General features: G+C 70.8%; 22 protein-coding genes and 1 pseudogene. 13 read left to right on the top strand and 10 right to left on the bottom strand.

The window, feature by feature from the left end:
• Positions 1-451: 451 nt before the first annotated feature.
• The 6 genes from IE311_RS22640 to IE311_RS22615 form a co-directional block, all read right to left on the bottom strand.
• On the bottom strand, positions 452-1,318 hold the full coding sequence (locus IE311_RS22640) for a GNAT family N-acetyltransferase (RefSeq protein ID WP_189833613.1): 867 nt from the start codon (positions 1,316-1,318) through the stop codon (positions 452-454).
• An 88-nt stretch (positions 1,319-1,406) separates the two neighbouring features.
• Entirely contained in the window at positions 1,407-1,571 is a 165-nt protein-coding gene (locus IE311_RS22635) for a hypothetical protein (RefSeq protein WP_189833612.1), read from the bottom strand.
• Positions 1,568-2,692 carry a radical SAM protein gene (locus IE311_RS22630; protein WP_189833611.1) on the bottom strand — a complete coding sequence of 375 codons (1,125 nt, stop codon included), beginning with the start codon at positions 2,690-2,692 and terminating at the stop codon, positions 1,568-1,570. The genes IE311_RS22635 and IE311_RS22630 overlap by 4 nt, the downstream gene beginning before the upstream one ends.
• On the bottom strand, positions 2,677-2,898 hold the full coding sequence (locus IE311_RS22625; RefSeq protein WP_189833610.1) for a hypothetical protein: 222 nt from the start codon (positions 2,896-2,898) through the stop codon (positions 2,677-2,679). Before IE311_RS22625 ends, IE311_RS22630 begins: the two co-directional genes overlap by 16 nt.
• Positions 2,886-3,215, bottom strand: coding sequence for a hypothetical protein (locus IE311_RS22620; protein ID WP_189833609.1), 330 nt, complete (start codon positions 3,213-3,215; stop codon positions 2,886-2,888). The genes IE311_RS22625 and IE311_RS22620 overlap by 13 nt, the downstream gene beginning before the upstream one ends.
• Positions 3,215-3,415, bottom strand: coding sequence for a hypothetical protein (locus tag IE311_RS22615; protein WP_229902087.1), 201 nt, complete (start codon positions 3,413-3,415; stop codon positions 3,215-3,217). The genes IE311_RS22620 and IE311_RS22615 overlap by 1 nt, the downstream gene beginning before the upstream one ends.
• Before the next feature lie 123 nt (positions 3,416-3,538).
• Here IE311_RS22615 and IE311_RS22610 point away from each other — a divergent pair, with 123 nt between their 5' ends.
• A complete protein-coding gene (locus tag IE311_RS22610) occupies positions 3,539-4,885 on the top strand; it encodes a hypothetical protein (RefSeq protein ID WP_189833607.1) in 1,347 nt (448 codons plus the stop codon).
• Here IE311_RS22610 and IE311_RS22605 read toward each other — a convergent pair.
• Together IE311_RS22605 and IE311_RS22600 are read right to left on the bottom strand one after the other, a co-directional pair.
• Positions 4,863-5,396: an NUDIX hydrolase gene (locus IE311_RS22605; RefSeq protein ID WP_030115012.1), complete on the bottom strand. Its 534-nt coding sequence runs from the start codon at positions 5,394-5,396 to the stop codon at positions 4,863-4,865. The genes IE311_RS22610 and IE311_RS22605 overlap by 23 nt on opposite strands.
• Before the next feature lie 374 nt (positions 5,397-5,770).
• Entirely contained in the window at positions 5,771-6,223 is a 453-nt protein-coding gene (locus tag IE311_RS22600; protein ID WP_189833606.1) for a hypothetical protein, read from the bottom strand.
• Between the two features lie 91 nt (positions 6,224-6,314).
• Between IE311_RS22600 and IE311_RS22595 the strand changes: the two genes are divergently transcribed.
• Positions 6,315-7,433, top strand: coding sequence for a DUF4062 domain-containing protein (locus IE311_RS22595; protein WP_189833605.1), 1,119 nt, complete (start codon positions 6,315-6,317; stop codon positions 7,431-7,433).
• Positions 7,434-7,740: 307 nt separating this feature from the next.
• Here the strand turns inward: IE311_RS22595 and IE311_RS22590 are convergent, their stop codons facing one another.
• Positions 7,741-8,229: an SCO4225 family membrane protein gene (locus IE311_RS22590; protein ID WP_189833604.1), complete on the bottom strand. Its 489-nt coding sequence runs from the start codon at positions 8,227-8,229 to the stop codon at positions 7,741-7,743.
• Between the two features lie 212 nt (positions 8,230-8,441).
• On the opposite strand from IE311_RS22590, the gene IE311_RS22585 reads away from it, so the two are divergent.
• From IE311_RS22585 to IE311_RS22535, 11 genes are all read left to right on the top strand, one after another.
• The gene (locus IE311_RS22585; RefSeq protein WP_189833603.1) at positions 8,442-8,657 is read left to right on the top strand and encodes an antitoxin; all 216 of its coding nucleotides are present in this window, start codon (positions 8,442-8,444) and stop codon (positions 8,655-8,657) included.
• Positions 8,658-8,838: 181 nt separating this feature from the next.
• Entirely contained in the window at positions 8,839-9,363 is a 525-nt protein-coding gene (locus IE311_RS22580; RefSeq protein ID WP_189833602.1) for an O-acetyl-ADP-ribose deacetylase, read from the top strand.
• Between the two features lie 433 nt (positions 9,364-9,796).
• Positions 9,797-10,102, top strand: a complete 306-nt coding sequence (locus IE311_RS22575) for a hypothetical protein (RefSeq protein ID WP_189833601.1) — start codon at positions 9,797-9,799, stop codon at positions 10,100-10,102.
• 199 nt (positions 10,103-10,301) lie between these two features.
• Positions 10,302-11,468, top strand: a complete 1,167-nt coding sequence (locus tag IE311_RS22570; protein ID WP_189833600.1) for an acyl-CoA dehydrogenase family protein — start codon at positions 10,302-10,304, stop codon at positions 11,466-11,468.
• Positions 11,465-12,529 (top strand): bifunctional MaoC family dehydratase N-terminal/OB-fold nucleic acid binding domain-containing protein, encoded by a 1,065-nt coding sequence (locus IE311_RS22565; protein WP_189833599.1) that lies wholly within the window; start codon positions 11,465-11,467, stop codon positions 12,527-12,529. The genes IE311_RS22570 and IE311_RS22565 overlap by 4 nt, the downstream gene beginning before the upstream one ends.
• A gap of 1 nt (position 12,530) precedes the next feature.
• A complete protein-coding gene (locus IE311_RS22560; protein WP_189833598.1) occupies positions 12,531-13,631 on the top strand; it encodes an acyl-CoA dehydrogenase family protein in 1,101 nt (366 codons plus the stop codon).
• Positions 13,628-14,011, top strand: a complete 384-nt coding sequence (locus IE311_RS22555; RefSeq protein WP_189833597.1) for a MaoC family dehydratase — start codon at positions 13,628-13,630, stop codon at positions 14,009-14,011. The genes IE311_RS22560 and IE311_RS22555 overlap by 4 nt, the downstream gene beginning before the upstream one ends.
• Complete coding sequence (locus IE311_RS22550) at positions 14,008-15,174, top strand: lipid-transfer protein (RefSeq protein WP_189833596.1); 1,167 nt, start codon at positions 14,008-14,010, stop codon at positions 15,172-15,174. The genes IE311_RS22555 and IE311_RS22550 overlap by 4 nt, the downstream gene beginning before the upstream one ends.
• Before the next feature lie 274 nt (positions 15,175-15,448).
• Positions 15,449-16,291, top strand: a complete 843-nt coding sequence (locus tag IE311_RS22545) for a DUF1906 domain-containing protein (protein WP_229902086.1) — start codon at positions 15,449-15,451, stop codon at positions 16,289-16,291.
• A gap of 284 nt (positions 16,292-16,575) precedes the next feature.
• Positions 16,576-17,121 (top strand): SigE family RNA polymerase sigma factor, encoded by a 546-nt coding sequence (locus IE311_RS22540; RefSeq protein WP_189833594.1) that lies wholly within the window; start codon positions 16,576-16,578, stop codon positions 17,119-17,121.
• A gap of 178 nt (positions 17,122-17,299) precedes the next feature.
• Positions 17,300-18,952: a long-chain fatty acid--CoA ligase gene (locus tag IE311_RS22535; RefSeq protein ID WP_189833593.1), complete on the top strand. Its 1,653-nt coding sequence runs from the start codon at positions 17,300-17,302 to the stop codon at positions 18,950-18,952.
• A gap of 239 nt (positions 18,953-19,191) precedes the next feature.
• Here the strand turns inward: IE311_RS22535 and IE311_RS22530 are convergent.
• A pseudogene (locus tag IE311_RS22530) lies at positions 19,192-20,946 on the bottom strand (PAS domain S-box protein); the annotation flags it as partial.

Genomic DNA, 20,946 nt, shown 5'->3' with positions numbered 1-20,946 from the left:
GGCCGCGCGGCGCGGCGGCCCCAGGCCGCCGCTGGCTCCATGTCTCCGCCACCGCCCGCGACGGCCCCCGCCCACTCGCGCCGCAAAAGCCCGAGGAGCGGGCAGCCAGACCCGCGAAGAACCCCGACAGCCACCCCACGGCGAGCACGGCCAGCAGAAGCGGGATGCATGCCAAGTCCACACCGGGCACCGCGGATTGCCGTTCAACCAGCCGTGACCCAGGCGGTCGGCCTCCTGCCCATCCGTCAGGCGAGGCGGACGGCAGCGCTCAGGCTGCAACGTGGCCGAGGCCGTGACGGAGTGGGGAAGCGTGGCTGGGGCCGGTGGGTGGTCGCTGGAGACACACGTGGCGGGTGGTCGGTCGGCGCACCCGCCGTCGTGGCTGACTTTCTGTGGCTGAGGTCGCCAACGGCACAGGGCAGCTGACCAGGGAAGGTGACGCGGTCCGGAGCTACGCGGACGTGGTGTGGTTGAAGCCGAGGGAGGCCAGTCCTTCGGATTGACACAGCCGGTCTGAGGGGCCGTCGACCTCGGTCTGGAGGAGCTGGTAGGCGGCTCCGTGGGTCTGGCCCCAGTGCATCGCGGCCCGCCACAGGAGGCGCCCGAGGCCCTGGCCTCGGGTCTCGGGCAGGACGGCGAAGTACTGGGGCATGAGCTGGGGGCAGCCGATTGCGTCGGGGCGTACTTCCATGGGGCCGATTGCGCCCACGATGCGGTCCTCGATGGCGGCGGCAAGGACCGGGCCGCACCGGCCGGCCTGCATCTGAGTGTGGAGGAAGGCCAGGCCATCGCCCGTCATGGCCTCGGCGAATGGGGCGAAGGTGTCCTGCACAGCGGTCGGCCAGGCGGTGACGGGCCGGACCGGGCCATCGGGGGCGGGGCAGGGGGCGGTGGTGAAGTCTTTCAGCTGGATGCGGGTGCCGCGCGGGTGTGCGGTCTCAGGACCAAGGGGGCGTACGACCCGGGCACCCGCCACGTCGTGCGCGGCGGCGAGCTTGGCGGCCAGCTCGGCGGCCTCATCCACGACGCTGTCGGGGAGCCCATAGGCGAAGACCTTCACAGTGCCGCGTCCGCGCTGGGTCAGGGTGGGGATGAGGGTGCGCTCGGGCTGGTGGACCACGTCCTCGCGGAGGACTTTCTCGTCCTTCTCACCGCCCCAACGCCGGTCCTTGTCGTAGGGCAGGAAGTCCCCGGTGTCGGCTGCTCGCAGGGTGTCCTCGAAGAGGCCGACGGTCAGGGCATCGGGGTGGACAGGACCAAGAGTCGGCACGATCGGCGCGGTCAGTTGGGGTCGAAGCCAGTCCCAGCGGAAGAACATGTGCGGCACCCTAGCGGTGGGCCGGTCAGGGCTCAGGCCCCGACGCGAGCACGCCGGGGCCTGAGCGGAGTTGACCGGATCGTGTCGGTCAGTGGGGGTTGTCGTCCCCGGCGTCGCAGGAGCACTCCGCGCTCTCCACGATCACGTCGAGGTCCTGGACGGCGGTGATCGACGCAGTCGCGACGGGCGGGGCGGCGCGGCGGGCCGAGGCCGGCGGGCCGGGGAGCATGGTCACCGGTACGGGCGGGGTCATGAGGCGTTCTCCTTGTCTCCGTGCTGGCAGTAGCTGTGCAGCGGCGCCTTCGCTTCCTGGTAGTGCTTGGCCAGGGGGCGGCAGACCCGGCAGGTGCCGGACAGGGCGCAGCCTTCGCACCCACCGGTGCGAAGCATGAGGCGGTCGGCGATGGTGCCGAGCCGGGCGAGGCCGTCGATGCCTTCGGCCATCAGGTCGATCTGGTCGTCGCGGCCGACCTTGCAGATCGAGACCTTGGCGTGTGGGTCGGCGTGGAAGAAGGTGTGTCCCGCGTTGCAGCCGGCGAACGGCTTGCGCTGCCGCAGGTGGGCGGCGGACTGCGCGAGCAGCGGTTCACCGCCGCCGTAGATTGTGGGCGTCATGTTCGTGTACGCGTGGTTCTCGACGTTCCACTCCTCGGCGAGGGCGGCCATCTGGTCGGCCTCGGAGGCGTTGTCTTCGGTCACCACGACGTTGATCCGCAGAGGCAGGCCCGCCTCGCGTGCTGCGTCCATCCCGCGCCGGAACGCCTTCCACGCCCCGCGGCGCTGGGTGAGCGTGTCGAAGGACTCCTCGCTCGCCCCGTACATGCTGACCACCAGCCGGTAGGGCGGGCAGTCCCGGAAGAGCTTGAGGAGGTCCGGCCGCCAGAGCAGCGAGCCGTTCGTCGAGATGGTGAGCATCATCCCGGCCTGCCAGGCGTACCGGTAGGCGCCCTGGAAATGGGGATCCATGGTGGGCTCGCCGCCGGTGATCTGAAGCCACAGGACACCCGCCTCGCGCATGATGTCCAACAGCCGCACCTTGTCCTCCCAGCCGAGGCCGGAGAACGGGCGCTCGCCGAGGTAGCAGTGCTTGCAGCCGAAGTTGCAGCCGAGGTTGATCTCCCAGGACGCCCGGCAGTAGCCGTACGGGGATGGCTCGCGTACCAGAACTGTGCCTTGCGTGGTCCGTCCGCCCAGGTCCAGGCCCCACACGTCGGCGGCGGTCTGCACCGCCCAGGCGGGAAGCGACTGACCATCCGTGGCGGCCTGGCGCAGGCCCTCGAAGTGGTCGGCGGAGATTCGGGCGCCGGCCCTTGCTCCCGGCTTGAGGAGAAGGTGTCCGTCGAGGAACGGGGAGGCGATCAGAGCGTGGGCCATCGGTGGCCCTCCTTCCGGATCACGGAGCGGGACAGCACACGGGACTCCTGGCGGCCGGCGCGGCAGTGGATCTCGCCCAGGCCGTTGCAGGTGCCGCAGGTCTTGCCGGACGAGTTGGCACCGCTGCCACCGCAGTCCCCGCACTGTTCGTTGCGAGGCGAGCGAGGGCGCCGGGTCTTGTGCGGGCTCGCGATCAGCTGGTGCACGAGACCTCCTCCAGGGCGTCTTCCCAGGTGTGCTGCTTGGCGTGGTCGGCGAACAGACAGCAGCCCTCACCGTCGGGCCCCGGGGCGGCCACCGGGCAGTCCGGCAGTACGACAAGTTCCGCCTCGTCCGTCCCGTGCCAGCGGAGCCACAGCGCGGTCCCGTACGCACCGGCGTCGGTGAGGAGACCGAAGTGCTCACCCTCGTCGTGCGCGGACAGCTGGCACTGCACTGCCCTGTCGATGTACGTGGCGGCCGACTTCTCCCGCGCTTCTCGTGCCAGGTCGAGGGACACCCGGCGCCAGTGCACGCACCGCATCACGACACCATCCGGAAGGATGCGACGGCGTTCCGGGCCTGCTGTGAGCACCGGGGGCAGACGCACGGCGGGTAGCGGCCCGGGTTCTCCGGGACCACCGGGTCCTTGCCCACGCGTACCTCCGTGAGAGGTCCCCACGTCTGGCCGGAGTCGCGGGAGACCCGCAGCGTCATCTGTACGTCGTCCTGTCCGTTCGCCATGGTCAGGAGCATCGCGATCCGCGGGCCCGGCCAGAAAGGCCAAGCGGATTACCCAACTTGGGTAACATCACCCTCGGTTGACCAAGTGCAGCGATCCGTAGTCCTCATGCCGGAGCGTGCCCAATGCCCGAGCCATCTCGCTCGAAGGAACTCCCGGTCAGCCTGCTCACGGACCCAGTGATGATCGAGGCATGCCAGGCCAGAGACTTCGGCCGCATCTTTCAGCTGGTCAAGGCACGAGCAGGCATCTATCCGTCGATGATCGCGCGCCGCTGCGACCTGACCCCGAGCCGCGTGGGCGAAGTGATCGCCGGACGGCGGCAGTTGCTGCACATGGACGTGATCGAACGGATCTCTGACGGACTGCGCATCCCCGGGCACATGCTCGGACTTGCCCGACGCTCCTGGGAGACGCCGCCCAGCTTGACGGTCACGCCCCGCCAACCGGCCGAGGTGCCGGCCTCAGCCGTCGAACCGCTTGTCGCCGGACTGCCGGGGGCGGACGTCGATAGCATCCTCGCCCTGGCGGCCGAGCGGGATCTCAGCGCGTCGACGCTGGACGCTCTGCACTCGTCGATCGCGGACTACTGGCGCCGGGACGACGAGCACGGCGGCGAGACCTTACGGCCGGCGGTCGTCGGCCAGCTCCGCTACGTCGTCGATCTCCTCAAGGAACAGAGCCCGGCTCCTCTGCGGGACGGCCTGCACAGCATCGCGGCCGAGCTGGCCCGGCTCACAGGATGGACCTACTTCGACGCCCGCCAGTACAACCAGGCACGCGCCTACTTCACCGAATCCCTCGGCCTGGCCAAGGCCATCGACGACCGCCAGTTCATGGCCAACGTCCTCGCCTGCATGAGTCTCCAGGCCACCTACCAGGACAAGCCCGGCGACGCCCTCGCACTCGTCACGGCCGCCCAGGACCAGGCCCGAGCGGCCGCGGGGACGACACCGCGTGTGCTGGCCATGCTCGCAATGCGCGAAGCCTTCGCCCACGCCACCCTCGGCAACCACGGCGCGACCCACACCGCGATTTCGGAAGCCCACACCCAGTTCGGACGGATCGGCGCCAGCGATCCGGACCCGGCATGGGTCGCCTACTTCGACGAACCGAAGCTGATCGTGGACACCGGCATCGCGCACGGCCGCCTGGGCGAAGCCGCCCTCGCCGAGCCCCTCATCGCGGACGCCCTCCGCCGAGAACACCAGACGAACCACCGAGGCCGCGCCTTCCACGCCTTCTGGCTCGCCCGCACCCAGCTCCAGCGCGGCAAACTCGACGAGGCGTGCCACACGGCCATGGACGCCCTGGTCCCGGCGGCGGCCGTTAGCTCACAACGAGTCGCCGGCCACCTTCGGGAGTTCTACGAGCAGCTGGAGCCCTTCCGTCGGGAACCGGCCGCGGTGGCGTTCGAGTCCCGGCTCCGGGAAGTGCTGCCCCGTCAGGTCAGCGGATCGCCTCGTCCATGAGCACGTAGAGCAGCCCGACCAGAGAGCCACTGCTGACGATCTCGCGGCGGTCGATCATGCCTCGTACGTCGGCCAGCGGGATCCACTCGATCCGGTCCGACTCGTTCTTCTCGGTCGGCGGGCCCTCGTACGTCGCTCCGTCGGCCCGGAAGACGTGGTGCTGGGAGTCGGTGATGCCGTTGGCAGGCTCGGCGTAGATGAGGGGTGTGATCGGGCCGGGCCGCCAGCCGGTCTCCTCCAGCACCTCACGGGCCGCCGCATCGGCCGGCGTCTCGCCCTCCTCCACCAGACCCATGGGCAACTCCCACGCCCACGCGTCCGTGATGAAGCGGTGCCGCCACATCATCAGGACCTCGCGCCGCTCGTTGACGACGGCAGCCACGGCCAGATGCCGCAGCTTGACGACGTGGTGTTCCCAGCGGTTCCCGTCCGGCGTCTCGACGTCGGTGAGCCACAGGTTCACCCAGCTGTTCTCGTAGATCGGACGTTCCCCGTGGATCTTCCACTGCATCGCTGCGGCCCCTCTCGATCGACCTCCAGCATCGCAGAGAGGGAGGTGGCCAGGGCGGGGTTCGGCCAGGACTCGCGTCAGGCTGACGAATAGCGGGATGTCAGCCGCCGCTATGAGCTCTAGGCTGTTCCGGCAGAGCTGCGTGTGGCAAGGGCCGACCTACGGGCGGGTCGAAGTGGGGTATCTCGGTACCTGTCAGCGGGGCGTCCGATGCGCGACGGCGGAAGGGCTTTGAGGATCAGGGCTACTACTGGGAGCGCAGACAGGCAACCTGTGGAAGAACGCCCCCTGGCCGGAGACCGTCGGGGTGCTGCCGACTGACGAGGTCGTCCAGGAGGCCAGCGGCGCATTCGATCCTCGACGCCTTCTTTCCCTCAGGCCACCGCCACGCACACGCAGAAAAGGCACACGCCGTAGAGAGCGATGGCCAGGTGCAGCACCACCCAAAGGCGGTGCAGTCGGACTCGGTGCAGCCGAGGAAACCTGCGGTTGTGCTCCCCACGCGCTTGCTCGAGTCCCTCTTTGGGTCCCAACACCCCTCGCGTCACCAGGTCTGCGGTCAATGCCCGTGCCTGAGAGAGGTGGTAGGAGGCACGTTCGTAGTACTTGGATACGGCAACAGCCCCGTACGCGCCCGTCAGCACGACGAAGATGCAGAGGGGCACGACGTTGATCGTGAACTTCTGCTGAACGATCAGAGCGCTCAGAGCAGCCGTAACGACGATGAGGAGGTTCGTCAGTGTGGAGCGTTGGGTTTCGCACTGCCGCAGCTGCTCACGGTGCTCTTTCCAGTAAGCGCGTATCGCCTCGTCTGAAACGTCGGACATGGGGAAACTCCTTCCCAGGGTCGGCACACTAGACACATGAGCCAACCGCTTCGTCGTGAAGGCGAACCCGGAGCAGTGGAGGCACCGCAGCGTGAAGATCTTCATCAGCAGCGCCCGCAAAGGTCTTGAGGAAGAGCGCGACGCCTTGAACGGGCTGATTCGCTCGCTGGGTCACACTCCTGTGCGATTCGAGGACTTCTCCGCCCAGACCACCCCCAGCCGGGAGGCGTGCTTGAAGGCTCTGGAAACCGCCGATGTATGTCTCTTCCTCCTTGGCCCGTTCTACGGCCATGTCTTCTCCGAGACTGGGCAATCGGCCACGCATGACGAGTGGGTGGCTGCACAGGCAGCAGGCATGCCCAGGATCGTCTACCGCAAGCAAGGCGTTGTCTTCGAACCGGATCAACACGAGTTCGTACGCGTCGTGGAAGCCTATGCCACTGGAGTGTTCCGCGACTCCTTCCATACTTCCGTGGAGTTGATGAATAAAGTCGTACAGAAGGTCAGGGAGCTGGAGTCAGCTGCGTCTCCTTTGGCCTTCGCCAAGCTTGTACAGCAACCGACCATGCACTGGACCTCGGACGATACGGCTACCCAGCGAGTCAGCAACCACGATTCCGTGCTGGAGCTGCACGTCGTGCCACTGGACTTCCCCGGCTACTCGGCCCGCGAACTGGACCAGCTGAGTGCGTCGCTGATGGACCGAATCCGGGCTACTCGGGTGATCGGGGGCGACGTCGCGCTGAACCCCATCACGTCTGATGAGTACGTAGCCGTTGGCATTCCCGCCAGTCGGCCACCGTCGTGGGGCACACCTCAGCCGGGCAAGCTCGTGGAATGCCGTCTGTACAAGACCGGGCAGCTCTCCACGCTGGCTACGTTGCCCCGAGACGGCCTTGGCGCAATTTTGGATCCTGATGCCTTGCCTCAGCAGGTCGCCGACCTACTGAGGTTTTCCGGGGCGCTGAATATCGTCCAGACGGACCGCATCGTGGTGGCGGCCGGCGTGTCGACCGAGGCACTCATGAGTGTCGACACCTTTGACCCACGGCAGTCCCGACAGTCAGCGCACCCGATGGGCTTTGGGCGTGCGAGGCGCCCGCTGCGGACCGAACCCGATGAGTCCGTCACGCTTGCCGCCCTCGGGGTGGGCGCTGCGGAGGTTGCTCCCCACCTCGCTCAAGCGCTGATCTCACAGGCCGGCAGGTAGCACCGAACCGACCCAGTGGACCAGGTGTGGACCGCCCGAGTCGGCGAGGGGCGCGAGGAGCGGGTAATGACCAGGTCAGCCGCGGTGAAGGCGAGTCCCGCAGCACTCTCTTGAAAACCGTCGTGGCGCGAGTCACCGTGGGTTCAAATCCCACACCCACCGCTTGCAGGTCAGAGAAGCAGCACGTCGGAGGGCGGGCTCCCGATTCGGGGGCCCGCCCTCCGTGCTCACCCTGTCTCACTCCGGACCGGCTGTATCCCGGTGCCGACCGGTGCGTAGGGGCGGTCTGTGGAGCAGGATCGTGGCGCTAGCCCTGCGCACTCCTGGCGTCGCGCCGCCGCGCCACGTGGCGGAACAGGGCCCAGATCCCTGCGGCGTTGACGAGGGCGCAGGCCAGGACCGCACCGTAGAAGCCGAATTCGACCCATAGGTCGAACGTGGTGTCGACGGATGTGTCCGGTGCCACCCAGTCCGAGGGGCGCGGGGCGGACTCCGGGATGAACTCCGTGGGCGGCGGCTCGGGAGGCGGCTGCGAGCCTTCGTAGGTGGGCTCCACGACCGGATCCGACCCGGTCAGGGCGTCCGCGGCGGGTGCGAAGGCGCTCAGCAGGAGGAGGCTGACCGGCGCGGTGGCGAGGATCGGCCAGACGCCGAAGAAACCGATGTCGCCCGTCCGGCTGCCGACCGCGATGTAGACCAGCATCGCGACCACCAGGGCCAGGTATCCACCGGGCACCCACATCTCAGGCTTCGACCAGCGCCGCACCATGGCGTTCCCCGTTCCGTTCCGCTTCATTCGACCTGCGCCCAGTCTCGAAGCAGCCGAGGATCGCCACCTGAGTACGCCTACTCATCCTGATCGGCCCTGCGTACCTGGTCAGAGCCGTGCACGGCGGGCATGCCGGGGACACCGCGCAACGCGTCGGCCCATGGGCAGGGGCTCGGGATGCGGGACTTCGGTGGTGCCGTGATGCTGGAGGGGCTGGAACAGTGGCTAGGAGGGCCAGGATGTCTGTGTTCGACAAGCTCAAGGGAATGCTGAAGGGCCACGAGGATCAGGCCTCCAAGGGCGTCGACAAGGCCGGTGACTACGTCGACGGGAAGACGCAGGGCAAGTACAGCAGCCACGTCGACACCGCCCAGGCGAAGCTCAAGAAGCAGCTGGGAGGGACGGGGCAGACCCCGGACTCTCCGCCGCCGCCCCCGCCCCCGCCCCAGCAGTAGTACGGCGGCGCGAAACGACCGTCAGGGGCGCCCCGGATGCGTATCCGGGGCGCCCCTTCGGGTTGCGCCGAGGCAGCCCTGCGGGGTTGCCCCGATGTCGTCTCTCGGGGATTTCCCGGTGCCACCCCAGGGGGATTGAATGGACTCTTCGAAGGGGGCTGTCGGAGGAAGGGGTTCCGCCGTGGTGCGGATCGTGCTCGTGCAGGGGGACATCACCGTCGAGGCCGCGGACGCGATCGTGAACGCCGCGAACTCCTCGCTGCTGGGCGGTGGCGGGGTCGACGGGGCCATCCACCGGAAGGGCGGACCCGAGATTCTCGCCGCCTGTCAGCAGCTGCGCCGCTCGCACTACGGCAAGGGGCTGCAGACCGGGCAGGCCGTGGCGACCACGGCGGGGCGCCTGCCGGCCAGGCATGTGATCCACACGGTCGGTCCGGTCTGGTCGGGGGAGACGGACCGCTCGGAGCTGCTGGCCTCCTGCTACCGCGAATCCCTGCGGATCGCAGACGAGTTGGGGGACCGTACGGTCGCGTTTCCCGCGATCTCCACCGGGATCTACGGCTGGCCGATGGACGACGGCGCGCGGATCGCCGTGGAGACGGTACGGGCGACGCCCACCGAGGTGGCCGAGGTCAGGTTCGTGCTCTTCGACGCGTCCGCCTATGCGTCGTTCGAGGCGGCTGTGGGAGAGCGGGACGTTCCCTAGGAAGCAGAGAGAGGCGAACTCCTGCTCCGCTCTGTGCGTACGTTCGGTTCTCTGTTCCGGGGAATCTCCGCCATGTTCTCCCGAGGGGCAGATTGGCGGGAATTCTGCCGGAACGCTTCCTCGCTTGCGGCACACGGGATGCGTCTCTCCTGAACTGTCTCTGCCCGTGTGAGCTGGTCCTTTCCTCATACTGACCGGGTTTATCTGCTTGTCCTCACGCTTGCGGGGGAATCGGCCGCTCCGGGGTGGTTCGCCGGGGATTCGGTGGGCAACTCTGGATTCGCGACGTCGAGCAGAAAGACCGGGGCGGTCGGCCAACTGCCCCGGAAACGGCCGTACTTCAGAGCGCTTCAGAAGCATTTCAGAGAACTCCAGAGCTCTTCGGAGCAGTTCCGTGCAAGAGCACCAGTTTTCAGTTCCCGGAGGAACAGACATGGCAAGCATCCGTACCGCCCGCATCCTCGCCGCTGCCGCCGCCCTGCCCCTTGCCGCCGCGCTCTTCGCCGGGGTGGCGCAGGCCGACAACGGCGGTTTCGCGGACGACGGATCGAACACGAGCGTCGCCACGATCGTCGGCAGCGGCGTGGGCGGGGACAACTTCGGCAACTCGACCACGACGCAGCAGGTGGCGACCGGTTCCGGTGCCTCCAACCAGAACAACACGGCCAGCGTGAACGGCTCCGCCTTCACCCACATCGCGCAGAGCAACCCGGTGGTCAACTTCTACCCGTGGTGGTGACCCGACCCGCACGGCAGCCGGCCCGACGGGGGGCGTGACCGCGGTGTGAACGACGGCCTGTGCGCCGGTGCTTCGGCACCGGCGCACAGGCCGTCGCGCTTGTGCGCTCGGGCGCGCGCGGTCGGTCGCCGACCTTGACAGGCGTCCTGAATCTGACGGACAGTCAGAAACCTCAGTCGTCCCACGGGAGGCCGTCGCCGTGCACCTCGCCCCGACCGAGCGGCAGCTGCGGCTGCGCGCCGAACTCCGCGCGTACTTCCGGGACGTGATGCCCGACGGTCCGCCTCCCGCCACGGACACCGCCGCCCAGCGCCGGCTGCTCCGCCGCATCGGCGCAGACGGGCTCCTCGGCCTCGGCTGGCCCGAGGAGTACGGCGGACAGGGCCGCGGCCCCGACGAGCAGTTCGTCTTCTTCGACGAGGCGTACCGGGCCGGCGCCCCCGTCTCCATGGTCACCCTGAACACCGTCGGACCGACCCTCATGGCCTACGGGACCGAGGAGCAGAAGGCCTTCTTCCTGCCCCGGATCCTCCGCGGCGAGACCGTCTTCGCCATCGGGTACAGCGAGCCCGAGGCCGGCACGGACCTCGCCTCCCTCCGGACACGGGCGGTCCGCGACGGGGACTCCTGGCTGATCGACGGCCAGAAGATCTTCACCTCCAACGCCCAGAACGCCGACTGGATCTGGCTCGCCTGCCGCACCGACCCCGACGCGCCCCCGCACCGGGGCATCTCGATCGTCCTCGTCCCCACCGATGCCCCCGGATTCTCCTGGACCCCGATCTCGACCGTCGGAGGCCTGACGACCACGGCCACCTACTACGACGGGATACGGGTCCCCGCCGGGAACCTCGTCGGGCCCGAACACGGGGGCTGGGGGCTCATCACCAACCAGCTCAACCACGAGCGGGTCGCCCTCGCCGCGATCGGCATGCAGGCCGAGGACTTCTTCGCGGCGGTGCTCGACCGGGCCCGTACCCCCGATCCGGTGACGGGCAGGCGCCGTATTGACGAGCCGTGGGTTCGGGTACGGGCCGCCGAAGCGCATGTCCGGCTGGCGGCGACACGCCTGCTGAACTGGCGTTTGGTGGGCGATGTGGGGGCCGGTCGGCTGGCCCCGGGAGACGCGAGCGGCGTGAAGTTCGTGGGAACCGAATCGGCGGTGGAGGTGTATCGAATATGTCAGGAGATCGCGGGTGGGGCGGGGACGGTGCGAGCGGGATCGCCGGGGGAGTTCGACGGCGGTGAGCTGGAGCGCATGAACCGGGCCGCGCAGATCAACACCTTCGGGGGAGGGGTGAGCGAGGTGCAGCGCGAGATCGTCGCGAGGATGCGGCTCGGCATGAAGGGGAGGGGGCGGCGATGACCCTCACGGAGCGGGACGGAGCGGCGGGGGCGCGGGGCGCGCCGGACGGCCTGTACGGGCTCCTCGCGGGGTTCGCGGGGCGGGCCGCCGCCACCGCGGGCCTCGGCAAGGATCCGGTCAACCTGCCCATGATCAGGCACTGGTGCGAGGCCATGGGGGACGCCCACCCCGCCTATCGGGGGCCGGACGCCGTCGCGCCGCCGACGATGCTCCAGGCCTGGACGATGGGCGGCCTCTCGGGTCACACGGACCGTTCCTCCGCCCACGAGGAGCTGTTCGCCCTCCTCGACGGCGCCGGATACACCTCGGTCGTCGCGACCGACTGCGAGCAGGAGTACCTGCGGCCGCTGCGGCCCGGCGACGAGATCACCTTCGACACCGTGATCGAGTCCGTGTCGGAGCTCAAGACCACCAAGCTCGGGACGGGGCACTTCGTCACCACCCGGACCGATGTCCGTGCCGGGGGCGAGCTCGCGGGCACCCACCGCTTCCGCATCCTCAAGTACGCCCCCGCGGCCAGGCGCCCGAAGCCCGCGGCCCCGGAGACCGCCGACACGAAGCCCGCCGCACCGGCCGTCACCACGAAGTCAGCCGCACCGAACATCGCCGACACGAAGCCCGCGGCCCGTCCCGTCAGGCGGCCCCGGCCGGTGATCAACCGGGACAACGCCGGGTTCTGGGAGGGGGTGGCCGCGCACCGGCTGCTCGTCCAGCGCTGCGGAGACTGCGCGACCCTCCGCTTCCCCTGGCTGCCGGGGTGCGCCGACTGCGGCTCACGGGAGTGGGACACGGTCGAGGCGAGCGGCGCCGGGACGGTCTTCTCGTACGTGGTGATGCACCATCCGTCCTTCCCCGCCTTCACGGCGAGCGACGACCCCGCCGCCGCGGGCGGGCCGTACGCGGTGGGACTGATCGAACTCGCCGAGGGCGTACGGATGATCAGCAACGTGGTGGGCGTGCCGTACGACGAGGTGCGGATCGGGATGCCGGTGCGACTGGAGTTCCTGCGGGCCGACGAGGAGCTCGAGCTGCCCGTCTTCCGCGCGGAAGGGGAGGACTGACATGGACTTCACCCCCACCGAGGAGCAGGAGGCGGCCCGGGAGCTGGCCGCCCGCATCTTCGCCGATCTCGCCACCCACGAGCGCCTCAGGGCTGCCGGCGGCGGAACGGACACCGAGCTCTGGAAGGCGCTCTGCGCCGCCGGGCTTCCCGGCGCCGTCGAGGAGACCGGACTGCTCGGCCTGGTCCTGCTCCTGGAGGAGCAGGGGCGGGTGACGGCCCAGGTGCCCTTCGCGGCGAGCTGTGTGTACGGGATCCTCGCCGTGACCCGGCACGGTACGGAGGAGCAGCGCGCCCGGCTCCTGCCGGGCCTCCGCGACGGTACGACGGTGGTGACGGGAGCGTTCCCCGAGCCCGGTGCGGTCACCTCGCGCGACGGGCGGCTCAGCGGGGCCGTGGAGTGGGTGCCGTGGCTCAGGGACGCCACCCATGTCCTGGTGCCGGACGGGAACGGCACCCTGTGGCTGGTCCGCACCGAGGACGCGGCCCGTGTCGATCCCGTCGAGCTGACCGCACCCTGGTCCGCCGGCCGGCTCGTCCTCGACGGCGCACCGGGTGAGCGGCTCGGGGACGTCGACGGGGACAGCGCCGGGAACGGAGACGGGGACAGCGCCGGGGACAGCGCCGGGGGCGGTGGCATGGGGGGTGCGGCCGGGGCGGACGTGCTCGCCGCCGCCCGGATCGCCTTCGCGGGGCTCCAGGCGGGGGTCTGCGCGGGCTCGCTCGCCAGGGCCGTGGAGTACACCTCGGTACGGGAACAGTTCGGCCGTCCGCTCTCCACCCACCAGGCCGTCCAGCTGCGGGCCGCCGACGCCCATATGGACACCGAGGCCATCCGCGTCACCGCCTACGAGGCCGCCTGGCGCTTCGACGAGGGCCTGGACGCCACCGGCGCGGCGCTCACCGCCGCCTGGTGGGCCTCGGAGGCGGGGAAACGGGTCGTGCACGCCGGGCAGCATCTGCACGGCGGCATGGGCGCCGACCTCGACCACCCCGTCCACCGGCACTTCCTGTGGGGCCGGCAGCTCGACGCCTACCTCGGCTGCGGTACCGAACTCCTCGCCGAACTCGGCGACCTGCTCTCCGAAGGAGACCTGTCATGAAGGCCGGGGACGAGCTGCCGCCGCTGACGATCCCGATCACCCGCACGCTGATCGTCGCCGGGGCCGTCGCCTCCAGGGACTACCAGGACGTGCACCACGACGCCGAGCTGGCCCGGGAGAAGGGCTCCCCGGACATCTTCATGAACATCCTCACGACCAACGGCCTCGTCGGCCGGTACATCACCGACCACTTCGGCCCCCGCGCGGTCCTCCGCAGGGTCGCCATCCGGCTCGGCGCACCCAATCACCCCGGCGACACCATGGTGCTGACCGGCACGGTCACCGGCGTCGACGGGGACACCGCGCACGTCCGGGTCGTCGGGGCCAACGGGATCGGGCACCACGTCACCGGGACGGTCACCGTGGAGGTGCCGCGATGAGCCTCCGCGCCAGGGACGGGCTCGGCGGCCGGGCGGCCGTCGTCGGCATCGGTGCCACCGAGTTCTCCAAGGACTCGGGGCGCAGCGAACTCTCCCTCGCCGTCGAGGCGGTGCGGGCGGCCCTCGACGACGCCGGGCTCGCCCCCGCCGACGTCGACGGCATGGTCACCTTCACCATGGACACCAACCCCGAGATCACGGTCGCCCAGGCGTCCGGCATCGGTGAGCTGTCCTTCTTCTCCCGGGTGCACTACGGCGGCGGGGCCGCCTGCGCCACCGTGCAGCAGGCCGCGCTGGCCGTCGCCGCCGGGGTCGCCGAGGTGGTGGTCTGCTACCGGGCGTTCAACGAGCGCTCCGGGCGGCGCTTCGGCTCCGGGGTCCAGCAGCGGGAACCGTCCGCCGAGGGGGCCGCGCTCGGCTGGCAGCTCCCCTTCGGGCTGCTCACCCCGGCCTCCTGGGTCGCGATGATCGCCCAGCGGTATCTGCACACCTACGGGCTGACCCCGGACGCCTTCGGCCATGTGGCCGTCACCGACCGGCGCCACGCGGCCCGGAACCCCGCCGCGTACTTCCACGGGAAACCGATCACGCTCGCCGACCACGCGGCCTCGCGCTGGATCGTCGAGCCGCTCCGCCTCCTCGACTGCTGCCAGGAGACCGACGGCGGCCAGGCGATCGTCGTCACCTCCGTCGAGCGCGCGCGTGATCTGCGGCGTCCGCCCGCCGTGATCCTGGCGGCGGCGCAGGGGGCGGGACGAAAGCAGGAGGCGATGACCAGCTTCTACCGGGACGCCCTGACAGGTCTTCCGGAGATGGGCGTGGTGGCCCGGCAGCTCTGGCGGACCTCCGGGCTCGCACCGTCCGACATCGACGTGGGCATCCTCTACGACCACTTCACCCCGTTCGTGCTGATGCAGTTGGAGGAGTTCGGCTTCTGCGGACCGGGGGAGGCCGCCGACTTCGTGGCGGCCGACGCGCTCCCGCTGAACACGCACGGCGGGCAGCTCGGTGAGGCCTATCTGCACGGGATGAACGGCATAGCGGAGGCGGTACGGCAGCTGCGCGGCACCTCCGTGAACCAGATACCCGGGGCGGAGCGGACCTTGGTCACGGCGGGCACGGGGGTTCCCACGTCCGGGTTGATCCTGGGCACGGACGGCTGAGGCGACGGCCCCTGCGGTGGCCGGGCGGGGCGCGCGGTTCTTCACTCGCGCCATGAGCACCCACGCACCGCCCGAGCGCGGACCCGAGCACCGACCCGAGCGCGAACCCGACCTCGCGTCCGCCCCTGTGGCCGCAGCCTCGGCCACACCCGTCCCTGCAGTCACATCCGTGCCCGCACCCGTCCCCGTACCGGCATCCGCACCTCCCCCGTCGCCCCCGACCTCACCGCCGCCCTCAGCCTCCCCCTCGCCCTCGTCACCCCGGGTGCGGACCGTGGTCACCGCCCTGGTGGCGGCGCTGGCCGGGGCGGCTCTGCTCACCGCGCCCGCCCCGGCCTCGGCGGCGCGGCAGGGAGCCGAGGACGGGACATCGAGCCGTTCCACCGCCCCTGTCGAGCCCGTGCAGTACACAGGTCGGGCCTTCGACACCTGCGAGGCACCCAGCCTCACGGTGATGAAGGCCTGGCGCAGTTCCCCGTACGGGGCCATGGGGATCTACTTCGGGGGCCGGGGGCGCGGCTGCCCCACCCAGAGGGAGCTGACCCCTGCCTGGGTCGCCTCCGTCCACGCCATGGGCTGGCGGCTGCTGCCGCTGTTCGTCGGCTCCCAGGCGCCCTGTGTCGTCGCCGCGGCCAAGCGGCCCTTCGCCATCAGCGGCAGTCCCACGAGCCTGGGCACCAAGGAGGGGGGCGAGGCGGTGAGGGCGGCGGAGGCTCTCGGCCTGGGGACGAGCAGCCCGCTCTACCTCGACATCGAGGCGTACCGGCCGGATGACGCGCCCTGCGCCGCGACCACCCTCTCGTTCGTCCGCGCCTGGAGCCGGGAGGTGCGGCGCCTCGGCTACGTGCCCGGTTACTACAGCAGTGCCGACACGGGGGTGCGGGACATCGAGGCGGCGCGGCGGGCCGGCACGACGGATCTGCCGGCGGTGATGTGGTTCGCGCGCTGGCTGGGGCGGCCCGCGCTGTACACGGAGCCGGTGCTGGATGCGCAGGCCTGGATGCCGCACGCCCGGATCCACCAGTACGCGGGCAACGTCGCCGAGGCGTACGGCGGGCGCCGTCTCCTCATCGACCGGAACGCGATGGACGCGCCCGTCGCCCGAGTGATCGAGTGACTTCACGACCGGCCGCGTGACGGGAGGACCTCCGGCGGTCGAGGACGAGGACGCGAGCCTCCTCGTCCTCTCGCTCTCCTCGCCCCTCCGTCCTCCGCACCCCCCTCACCTCTCCGCGCCCTCCCCGTCCTCTCGTCCTCGTCCTCCTCCTCGACCCTGACGCCGCCCCGAAGGCTCTCCACCCAGAGGAGGTCGGGCGGTCCCCGCCCCTACAACCTGAGGCGGACTGCGGGTCGGGACCTGGGGCCGATCCGCCGGGCACCCCTGCCTCCTAGCGTGGAGTCATGACTCCGCCACCCTCTGGCCCCGTCTGCGCCGGTGCCTCGCAGTACGCGTCGTACTCGACCTTCTCCTCGTACGTACGGGCGCGTGGGCCCGTACTCCTGCGCACCGCGCGCTCCCTGACCGCCAACCCCTGCGACGCCGAGGACCTGCTCCAGACCGCGCTCGCCAAGACCTTCGTGGCCTGGGAGCGCATCGAGGACCACCGCGCCCTGGACGGCTATGTCCGCCGCGCGTTGCTGAACACCCGCACGTCGCAGTGGCGCAAGCGCAAGGTCGACGAGTTCGCCTGTGAGGAGCTGCCCGAGCCCACCGGTCTCCCGGAGCCGGACCCGGCCGAGCGGCAGGTGCTGCACGACGCGATGTGGCGTGCGGTGCTGAAGCTTCCGGAGCGGCAGCGTCAGATGGTGGTCCTCAGGTACTACGAGGACCTGAGCGAGGCCCAGACCGCCGAGGTGCTCGGAGTCTCCGTCGGCACGGTCAAGAGCGCGGTGTCCAGGGCGCTCGGCAAGCTCCGCGAGGACCCGGAGCTCACTCCCGTGCGGTAGGAAACCGCCCCGGAGCTCTCTTCCGTGCGGCAGGAATCCCCTGGAACCGTCACAGAGCATCACTCGTGCCAGTGATCACTGGCGATTTACGTACTCCCGGGTAGTGACATACCGAGCGGTACGTGCGCAGAATCTCCACACCCTTTCTGCCACGTAGCGCCCACCGGGAGGACGCCCCGTGTACAGCACCATGCAGGACGTACAGCTGACCGTGAGCCGCATCCTCAAGCACGGGATGACGATTCACGGGAAGTCGATCATCACCACCTGGACGGGCGAGCCCGAGCCGCAGCGCCGCACGTTCGCGGAGGCCGGAGCACGCGCACACCAGCTGGCCAACGCCCTGCGCGACGAACTCGGGGTCACCGGCGACCAGCGGATCGCGACCCTCATGTGGAACAACTCGGAGCACGTCGAGGCGTACTTCGCGATCCCCTCCATGGGCGCCGTCCTGCACACCCTCAACCTCCGTCTGCCCCCGGAGCAGCTGGTGTGGATCGTCAACCACGCCGCCGACCGGGTCGTGCTCGTCAACGGCTCCCTGCTCCCCCTCCTCGCCCCGCTGCTGCCGCACCTGCCGACGATCGAGCACATCGTGGTCGCGGGTCCCGGGGACCGTTCCGTCCTGGACGGCGTGGCCCCCCGCGTCCACGACTACGAGGAACTGATCGCCGGCCGTCCGACCACGTACGACTGGCCCGAGCTGGACGAGCGTTCGGCCGCCGCCATGTGCTACACCTCCGGCACCACGGGCGACCCCAAGGGCGTCGTCTACTCGCACCGTTCGATCTACCTGCACTCGATGCAGGTGAACATGGCCGAGTCGATGGGCCTCACCGCCAAGGACACGACCCTGGTCGTCGTCCCGCAGTTCCACGTCAACGCCTGGGGCCTGCCGCACGCCACCTTCATGACCGGCATCAACATGCTCATGCCGGACCGCTTCCTCCAGCCGGCCCCGCTCGCCGACATGATCGAGCGCGAGAAGCCGACCCACGCGGCCGCCGTCCCCACCATCTGGCAGGGCCTGCTCGCCGAGGTCACCGCGAACCCCCGCGACCTCTCCTCGATGTCCCAGGTCACCATCGGCGGCGCGGCCTGTCCGCCCGCGCTCATGGAGGCGTACGACCGGCTCGGCGTCCGTCTCTGTCACGCCTGGGGCATGACCGAGACCTCCCCGCTGGGCACGATGGCCCACCCGCCGCACGGCCTGACCGCCGAGGAGGAGTGGCCGTACCGCGTCACGCAGGGCCGTTTCCCGGCCGGTGTCGAGGCGCGCCTGGTCGGTCCCGCCGGCGAACACCTGCCCTGGGACGGCGAGTCGGCGGGCGAGCTGGAGGTGCGCGGCACCTGGATCGCGGGCTCGTACTTCGGGGGCATCGACGCCGAGGCCATCCGGCCGGCGGACAAGTTCAGCGAGGACGGCTGGCTGAAGACCGGCGACGTCGGTGTGATCAGCCCCGACGGCTTCCTCACCCTCACCGACCGGGCGAAGGACGTCATCAAGTCCGGCGGCGAGTGGATCTCCAGCGTCGAGCTGGAGAACGCGATCATGGCGCACCCGGAGGTCGCGGAGGCCGCCGTCGTCGCCGTGCCGGACGAGAAGTGGGGCGAGCGCCCGCTGGCGACCGTCGTCCTCAAGGAGGGGGCGACGGCGGACTACGAGACGCTGAAGGCCTTCCTCGCCGACGAGGGCGGCATCGCCAAGTGGCAGCTGCCGGAGCGCTGGGCGATCGTGCCGGCGGTGCCGAAGACGAGCGTGGGCAAGTTCGACAAGAAGGTCATCCGCAGGCAGTACGCGGAGGGTGAGCTGGATGTGACCCAGCTCTAGCCGAGTTCCGGCCGGGTTCCAGTCGGCGGAAGAGGGACGGATACGGGGAGGGCTTCGGCGACGAAGCCCTCCCCGTACCTGTGGGTGCGGTCGGCGACGAAGCCCTCCCCGTGTCCGTGGGTGCGGTCGGCGACGAAGCTCTCCCCGCGCCCGTCGGAGCCGTCGGAGACGAGGCCCTCTCCCTACGCGTGGCAGCCGTCGGCGACGAAGCCCTCCCCGTACCCGGGGGCGGAGACCGCCTAGTTGGTGCCGATCTTCGCGAGCAGGTCCACTATCCGGGCCTGGACCTCGGTGCTGTTCGAGCGCTCGGCGAGGAAGAGGACCGTCTCGCCGGAGGACAGCTGCGGCAGCTCCTCCTCGGCGAGGTCGGACGAGGTGTAGACGACGAGCGGGGTGCGGTTCAGCTGGCCGTTCGCCCGCAGCCAGTCGATGATCCCGGCCCGGCGGCGGCGCACCTGCATCAGGTCCATCACCACCAGGTTCGGCTGTGTCCGCGTGGCCAGCGTGACCGCTTCGGTGTCCGTGGCAGCCCGCGCGACCTGCATCCCGCGCCGCTCCAGGGTGGCCGCGAGCGCCTCCGCGATGTGCTCGTTCTCCTCGATCAGCAGGACCCGGGACGGGTGCTGTTCGCTGTCGCGGGGTGCGAGGGCCTTGAGGAGTACGGCCGGATCGGCGCCGTACGCCGCCTCCCGGGTCGCCTGCCCGAGCCCGGCCGCGAGCAGCACGGGCACCTCGGCCGCCACGGCGGCCTGACGGAGCGACTGGAGCGCGGTCCGGGTGATGGGGCCGGTCAGCGGGTCGACGAAGAGCGCGGCCGGGAAGGCGGCGATCTGGGCGTCGACCTCCTCGCGGGAGTGCACGATCACGGGCCGGTAGCCCCGGTCGCTCAGCGCCTGTTGGGTGGAGACGTCGGGGGCGGGCCAGACGAGCAGCCGGCGCGGGTTGTCGAGGGGCTCCGGGGGCAGTTCGTCGTCGACGGGGCGCGGCGCGGGCCGGTTGGCGACCTCGACCGCGCCGCCGGGGCCGTCGAGCGGCTCGGGGCCCTCGTCGGAGCCCTCGGCGGGCGCTCCTATGGCGTACGCGCGGCCCTCGGGAGCGGCGGGCACGAGACCGAGCGCGGCCTCCGGCGACGCCGGGGGCTGGGCCGGGGATTCCGTCTGCGGGTGCCGCCCGGCCTCGCCGTCGGCCGGCGCGGGGACGGGCGGGTCGATGCCCGGCGGGGTGGCGAGCTTGCGCCGCCGCCCGGAGCCGTTGGAGGGCGTGCCGGGGGCCGCGGGGACGGACGAGACCGCAGGGGCGCCAGGTGCCGCCAGGGTGGCGGTGGCCGAGGAGGCCACAGGGGTCACGGGGGCCGGGGGGACGAAGGGAACGCCCTGCCCGAGGGTCCGGACGCTGAACGCCCGTCCCTGGGTGGAGTCCTTCGGCATGGGCAGCTCGGGCGGCAGCGGTACGGAACCGGTGCCCGTCGCGGAACCGGTGCCGTTCCGGAGCTCGGGCCGCGGAGCGGAATGCGCCTGCGCCGGCGACTCCGTCCGAGCCGGGGCCCCCACCTGCGCGTCCGGGTACGCCTGCGCGTCCTGCTCGGGCGGCGGAGGCGCGACGGCGCGGCGACGCCCGGTCGGCTCGGCCGGCGGGAGCGCGGGCGCGATCGCCGGCTGCTCGTGCGGATGGGCCTGCGGCGGCGTGTGGTCGGCGTCCGGGATTCCCCGTACGGCCTCGTGCCGGCCCTCGTCGGACACCGGCAGCGGCCCGGCGACGGAAGCTCCGCCCGGCCCGGCGAACGGCATGGCGAACGGTCCGTCGACCGGTCCGTCGAACGGGGCGACGACCGGCTCGGGAGCGCGGTCGGCCTCGGCCGGCGGAAGTGCGAACGGAGTACGCGGACCGGCCTCGGCAGCGGCCGCCCGCTCCTGTGCGGCGGCGAGCGCGCGGCGGCCGCGCCCGCTCGGCTGCGCCTCGGGCGCGGCCTCGGCGGAGGCGACGGCCGGCAGGGC

It is taken from the genome of Streptomyces zaomyceticus (assembly GCF_014656215.1).
In the GTDB taxonomy this organism is placed as follows: domain Bacteria; phylum Actinomycetota; class Actinomycetes; order Streptomycetales; family Streptomycetaceae; genus Streptomyces; species Streptomyces zaomyceticus.
The sequence above is the reverse complement of the archived record's forward strand: the minus strand, read 5'-3'. Positions and strand labels throughout refer to the sequence as shown.

Bases quoted from the DNA above. Each gene is read 5' to 3' on its own strand.
- IE311_RS22620 (WP_189833609.1), bottom strand. From the start codon at position 3,215: ATGCGGTGCGTGCACTGGCGCCGGGTGTCCCTCGACCTGGCACGAGAA.
- IE311_RS22605 (WP_030115012.1), bottom strand. From the start codon at position 5,396: ATGCAGTGGAAGATCCACGGGGAACGTCCGATCTACGAGAACAGCTGG.
- IE311_RS22555 (WP_189833597.1), top strand. From the start codon at position 13,628: ATGAAGGCCGGGGACGAGCTGCCGCCGCTGACGATCCCGATCACCCGC.
- IE311_RS22600 (WP_189833606.1), bottom strand. From the start codon at position 6,223: ATGTCCGACGTTTCAGACGAGGCGATACGCGCTTACTGGAAAGAGCAC.
- IE311_RS22560 (WP_189833598.1), top strand. From the start codon at position 12,531: ATGGACTTCACCCCCACCGAGGAGCAGGAGGCGGCCCGGGAGCTGGCC.
- IE311_RS22635 (WP_189833612.1), bottom strand. From the start codon at position 1,571: ATGACCCCGCCCGTACCGGTGACCATGCTCCCCGGCCCGCCGGCCTCG.
- IE311_RS22585 (WP_189833603.1), top strand. From the start codon at position 8,442: ATGTCTGTGTTCGACAAGCTCAAGGGAATGCTGAAGGGCCACGAGGAT.
- IE311_RS22565 (WP_189833599.1), top strand. From the start codon at position 11,465: ATGACCCTCACGGAGCGGGACGGAGCGGCGGGGGCGCGGGGCGCGCCG.
- IE311_RS22640 (WP_189833613.1), bottom strand. From the start codon at position 1,318: ATGTTCTTCCGCTGGGACTGGCTTCGACCCCAACTGACCGCGCCGATC.
- IE311_RS22615 (WP_229902087.1), bottom strand. From the start codon at position 3,415: ATGGCGAACGGACAGGACGACGTACAGATGACGCTGCGGGTCTCCCGC.
- IE311_RS22630 (WP_189833611.1), bottom strand. From the start codon at position 2,692: ATGGCCCACGCTCTGATCGCCTCCCCGTTCCTCGACGGACACCTTCTC.
- IE311_RS22590 (WP_189833604.1), bottom strand. From the start codon at position 8,229: ATGAAGCGGAACGGAACGGGGAACGCCATGGTGCGGCGCTGGTCGAAG.
- IE311_RS22610 (WP_189833607.1), top strand. From the start codon at position 3,539: ATGCCCGAGCCATCTCGCTCGAAGGAACTCCCGGTCAGCCTGCTCACG.
- IE311_RS22575 (WP_189833601.1), top strand. From the start codon at position 9,797: ATGGCAAGCATCCGTACCGCCCGCATCCTCGCCGCTGCCGCCGCCCTG.
- IE311_RS22550 (WP_189833596.1), top strand. From the start codon at position 14,008: ATGAGCCTCCGCGCCAGGGACGGGCTCGGCGGCCGGGCGGCCGTCGTC.
- IE311_RS22540 (WP_189833594.1), top strand. From the start codon at position 16,576: ATGACTCCGCCACCCTCTGGCCCCGTCTGCGCCGGTGCCTCGCAGTAC.